This is a genomic window from Allocoleopsis sp. (assembly GCF_036703385.1).
Classification (GTDB): domain Bacteria; phylum Cyanobacteriota; class Cyanobacteriia; order Cyanobacteriales; family Coleofasciculaceae; genus Allocoleopsis.
This window is the reverse complement of sequence record NZ_DATNPA010000553.1, coordinates 1-3811: the sequence shown is the minus strand read 5'-3', so window position 1 is coordinate 3811 and position 3811 is coordinate 1. Positions and strand designations below refer to the sequence as shown.

Below are 3811 nucleotides of genomic sequence, written 5' to 3'. Positions count from 1 at the left end.
TGAAGCAGTATGTTTTCTCTCGCACGATGAAAGAAAGCCCAGATGAAAATGTTGAATTAGTCTGCGAGAATATTGTTGAATTAGTCAGAGAATTGAAGAATCAAACGGGTAAGGACATCTACCTCTGCGGCGGCGCGGATTTAGCCACAACGCTTTTTGCCGAGAACTTAATTGACGAGATAATCCTGAAGATGAATCCAGTACTGCTTGGTTCGGGCATTCCACTTTTTTCCGGAGTTATCAAGCAGACTGCTCTAGAACTCACCGACAGCAAGATTTACAAAAACGGTGTCCTGTTGCTTTTTTATTGTGTGAAAACAATGGAACAAATTTAAGCTAATCGTGAGGGCGTACTTGCCAGGTGTCGGAGGAGCGATTGCCTACGGCACCAGCGAAGCTGATCGCGCCTACTTTCCATATCACTTCAAGCATTAGGCTTCGTTTCGAGTTGTCTGTCACCAATGAGTTTAGCTGTTAGCATTCCAAAGATGCGATCGCTCATATCTACAGTGGTGCGATCGCAAAGCTTGATATACTCATGAGATTTGACGATCAAATTCCATGAGCGGCATTGACCGTGACATTATCCTCGACCTCCGGCATATCGCTAAACATCTACCCGATACAGCTCAAGTGCAAAGGTTATTGAGACGAGGACGAGCAGCTCACGTTTTCAACGATGAAGCCACAATGGATAGAATTGCCCAAGCCATTATAGAAAAAGGAGAATATACAGGCATCATTAGAGGATATGAGCGTTACGGGTTGTTTTTTACTGAAGCAATTGGTTACAGAATCAATCCTGATGATGGTTCCAGAACTCCACTATTCTATGGAGAGGTGAAAATTGATGCAGCAAACCGATATCACGTCATCCCCCGCACTCGACCCAGTGAGGGATAATTGGCACTTTACAGAAGTCTGGATCGATCCAATGTTGTCACCTCCCTATGTATTACTACTCTTGAGCAACCAAGCAGGACACTGTTGCGTGTACGATCCTGCCGAGGGTTACAAGGTGATATTTACCAGCTCAACCTACCAAGAAGCGCAAAATTGGCTGTTAGAAGATGAATATGAGCCAATTGAAGGGCGACTCTCAGCATCCGAGTTGCAGTAGAGTGCGATCGCAACTCGTCTGTTGCTATAGTCGATAGGTCTCACAACCTCTACAAACTTTAGTTGAATAAAAAGAAATAATATGCATAACTTTACAGACACTCAACTCACCAGAGTTTCGGAGCTATTACAACAAATTCGCGTAGCACAAGATGATGTATGGGATGCATTTGAGACTAGTTTGATGAGTGATGCTAAGTCATCTGTATATCGAATTGTTTCTGAAGTGGAGAAAGATGTTATTTTGCCGGAACAAGTCAAACAGGAGGTACTGTCTATTGCGAAAGAAGCATGGGATGCAATAGTAGGAGGTGGTAGCACGGAGCAAAGAGCACAAAAATCACAGGCTCTCCTTGGGAAGGCTGAACGGTATATTCAGCAAGCATTGGAAAACGATAAATAGAACAAGTAAGCCAACAAGTCCCTCGATGTTTTAGGGTTATCTATGACCGATGAGTCTAGCTGTTAGCTTCCAAGGATGCGATCGCTTTTTTGATAAGGAGAAAACACAATGTCAGATTTATCGGGGTTAGACAACCTGCTCTCAGATGAAGCACTGCTCCACTATGAAGGAGGTCGAGAAGCTGAGCGATTATTGAACAGTGTAGGTCAGCTTGAATTAGCCCGAACCCAAGAACTTCTCAGTCGCTACCTGCCTCCTCCACCCGCAACGATTTTCGATGTTGGGGGTGGTACTGGTATTCACGCTTTTTGGCTTGCTCAAAAAGGCTATGAAGTTCATCTCATTGATGCGGTTCCTTTACATATCGAGCAAGCTCAACGTTCTTCCGAGTCTGAGCCTGGCCGCACACTTGCAAGTATGGCAGTTGGGGATGCTCGCCAATTAAATCGAGAGGATGCCAGTATTGATGTTGTTCTCCTGCTTGGGCCTTTGTATCATCTGACCGATCGCAGCGATCGCATCCATGCCTTACGGGAGGCTCATCGTATCTTAAGAGACGGAGGGATTATCTTTGCGGCTGGAATTTCCCGCTTGGCTTCCACCTTAGATGGATTGTTTCGAGGATTTTTAGATGACCCAGAATTTGTGAGCATTGCTCAACGGGATTTGGCTGAGGGTCAACATCGCAACCCAAACAACCATCCTGATTACTTTACGACAGCCTTCTTGCATCATCCCGAAGAACTGAGAACGGAGATTGAAGAAGCAGGCTTACAGTGTGAGAGACTATTAGCGATCGAAGGCCCAGGCTGGTTGCTACAAAACTTCGAGGAGCATTGGGGTGAATCTGCTCGTCGTGAGCGACTCTTGGAAGCTATTCGCTGGCTGGAAGCAGAACCGTCTACGCTAGGGATGAGCGCTCACCTTATGGGTATTGCGCGTAAAGTTGCGGGATAACAATTAACTCTTTGGCGCTGCGATCGCTCATCGCCGTAGGTTGAGTTGGCGCAAATCTCACTTCAAGTGTTGGGCTTTGTTTCGAGATTATCTGTCAGCGATAAGTTTAGCTGCTAGCGTTCCAAGAATGCGCTCTGCGCGACGCTTCGGCAACGCCAAGGGCGAACGCAGCAGCGCTTCGCTATCGCAGCTAGGTTAAGATTGTGAGTAAACGATTGACCTTGAATCTGCCTTAAGATAGGTACTCATCCCGAACAATCATCGTCATGCTAGATTGATTAAGCAAGTCCTACACGGTGTTTCAGGCTATGAGCTTCAGTGATGTAGTCGAGGCAATCAAAAGCCTCTCCACAGAGGAGAAGCAAGAAATTCAATTGCTACTGAGGCAGTATCTACGGGAAGAGCGCCGTGAGGAAATATATGAAAACTTTCAAGCAGCACGAGTAGAGGAGCAAAATGGCGAACTGAAGGGCTCTTCCGTATTTAGTGTGATAAGTTATACTAATCAGAAAAGCTAGCTAGCAAACGGGCACGAAAGTTCTCGAAGTCAGTAAACCCATACCCTTGTCGCATGATTAGCTTAACTTTGTTGTTAATTCCCTCCATTACTCCGCTGGTGGTATGACTGATAAAGTAGTTACAAATACCCTCTAGATGCTCACGGATTGTCTGTACAGCTTTTGGGTAGAATACCAGGGCTTGAGCTAACCATTTTTTCATACGATTTAGGCCGGACTGTACCGTTTGACTTGTTTCATAAATTTCTCTAAACTCTTCCTTCCAGCGGTTGCTGCTTCAAGGTTTCAATGATTTCTTCTTGTTTATGGCTATCAATGACTTCTAGAAGATTCCCGGAATCAACGTTGCTGACTAAGGTGATAAAATCTCGGTAGCCTTTTCTTTAAAATCTACGCCGAGGTACTCTCAAATAGACAGGTTGACCAAAGGTAGGTAAGTCTCTCACTAAGATGAAAGTGGCTTGGTGGAATTGTTGCGTATACTCTTGACAATGACGGCAGTTAATTCCCCGACTTGTAAATTTGAGAGGCAGACAAATATATCCTTCTAGTTGCTGGTAGCCTGCTACCTTAGTTCCCGGTAGATTCAGTAGTTGTTCAACAGCAGAGGTCATGGTGAAATCGTCATTCTTCCTGAGAGAGCAAGGGCTCTCACCTTGCGGGAGAAGGATTTCGCTTTCTTGAGTGAGAGTTATTGACCGCAAGGCGAGAGCCCACCCAAATCAATGTTTACAAGTATTCTCGGCGAAGAATTAGGCAACAGAGTTGATGTTTTTATAAAAAATACTTATCACACTAGGTACGGAAGAGCCAA

General features: G+C 45.1%; 9 protein-coding genes. 6 read left to right on the top strand and 3 right to left on the bottom strand.

Annotation, left to right across the window (positions count from 1 at the left end):
* Positions 1–335: dihydrofolate reductase family protein (locus V6C93_RS27035; protein WP_333479768.1), on the top strand; the 335-nt coding region annotated here is incomplete at its 5' end.
* A gap of 89 nt (positions 336–424) precedes the next feature.
* On the opposite strand, the gene V6C93_RS27030 is transcribed toward V6C93_RS27035, so the two are convergent.
* The gene (locus tag V6C93_RS27030; protein ID WP_333479767.1) at positions 425–556 is read right to left on the bottom strand and encodes a hypothetical protein; all 132 of its coding nucleotides are present in this window, start codon (positions 554–556) and stop codon (positions 425–427) included.
* Positions 557–561: 5 nt separating this feature from the next.
* Between V6C93_RS27030 and V6C93_RS27025 the strand changes: the two genes are divergently transcribed.
* The 5 genes from V6C93_RS27025 to V6C93_RS27005 all read left to right on the top strand — a co-directional run bounded on the left by V6C93_RS27025 (position 562) and on the right by V6C93_RS27005 (position 2997).
* Positions 562–903, top strand: a complete 342-nt coding sequence (locus tag V6C93_RS27025) for a DUF6972 family protein (protein WP_333479766.1) — start codon at positions 562–564, stop codon at positions 901–903.
* The gene (locus tag V6C93_RS27020; RefSeq protein WP_333479765.1) at positions 851–1120 is read left to right on the top strand and encodes a hypothetical protein; all 270 of its coding nucleotides are present in this window, start codon (positions 851–853) and stop codon (positions 1118–1120) included. The genes V6C93_RS27025 and V6C93_RS27020 overlap by 53 nt, the downstream gene beginning before the upstream one ends.
* A gap of 81 nt (positions 1121–1201) precedes the next feature.
* A complete protein-coding gene (locus V6C93_RS27015; protein WP_333479764.1) occupies positions 1202–1522 on the top strand; it encodes a hypothetical protein in 321 nt (106 codons plus the stop codon).
* Positions 1523–1630: 108 nt separating this feature from the next.
* Positions 1631–2479 (top strand): class I SAM-dependent methyltransferase, encoded by an 849-nt coding sequence (locus tag V6C93_RS27010; protein WP_333479763.1) that lies wholly within the window; start codon positions 1631–1633, stop codon positions 2477–2479.
* Positions 2480–2787: 308 nt separating this feature from the next.
* Positions 2788–2997: a hypothetical protein gene (locus V6C93_RS27005; RefSeq protein WP_333479762.1), complete on the top strand. Its 210-nt coding sequence runs from the start codon at positions 2788–2790 to the stop codon at positions 2995–2997.
* On the opposite strand, the gene V6C93_RS27000 is transcribed toward V6C93_RS27005, so the two are convergent.
* Positions 2981–3241 (bottom strand): transposase, encoded by a 261-nt coding sequence (locus tag V6C93_RS27000; protein WP_349262858.1) that lies wholly within the window; start codon positions 3239–3241, stop codon positions 2981–2983. The genes V6C93_RS27005 and V6C93_RS27000 overlap by 17 nt on opposite strands.
* A 139-nt stretch (positions 3242–3380) precedes the next feature.
* Positions 3381–3611 (bottom strand): transposase family protein, encoded by a 231-nt coding sequence (locus V6C93_RS26995; RefSeq protein ID WP_333479761.1) that lies wholly within the window; start codon positions 3609–3611, stop codon positions 3381–3383.
* Between the last annotated feature and the right edge of the window lie 200 nt (positions 3612–3811).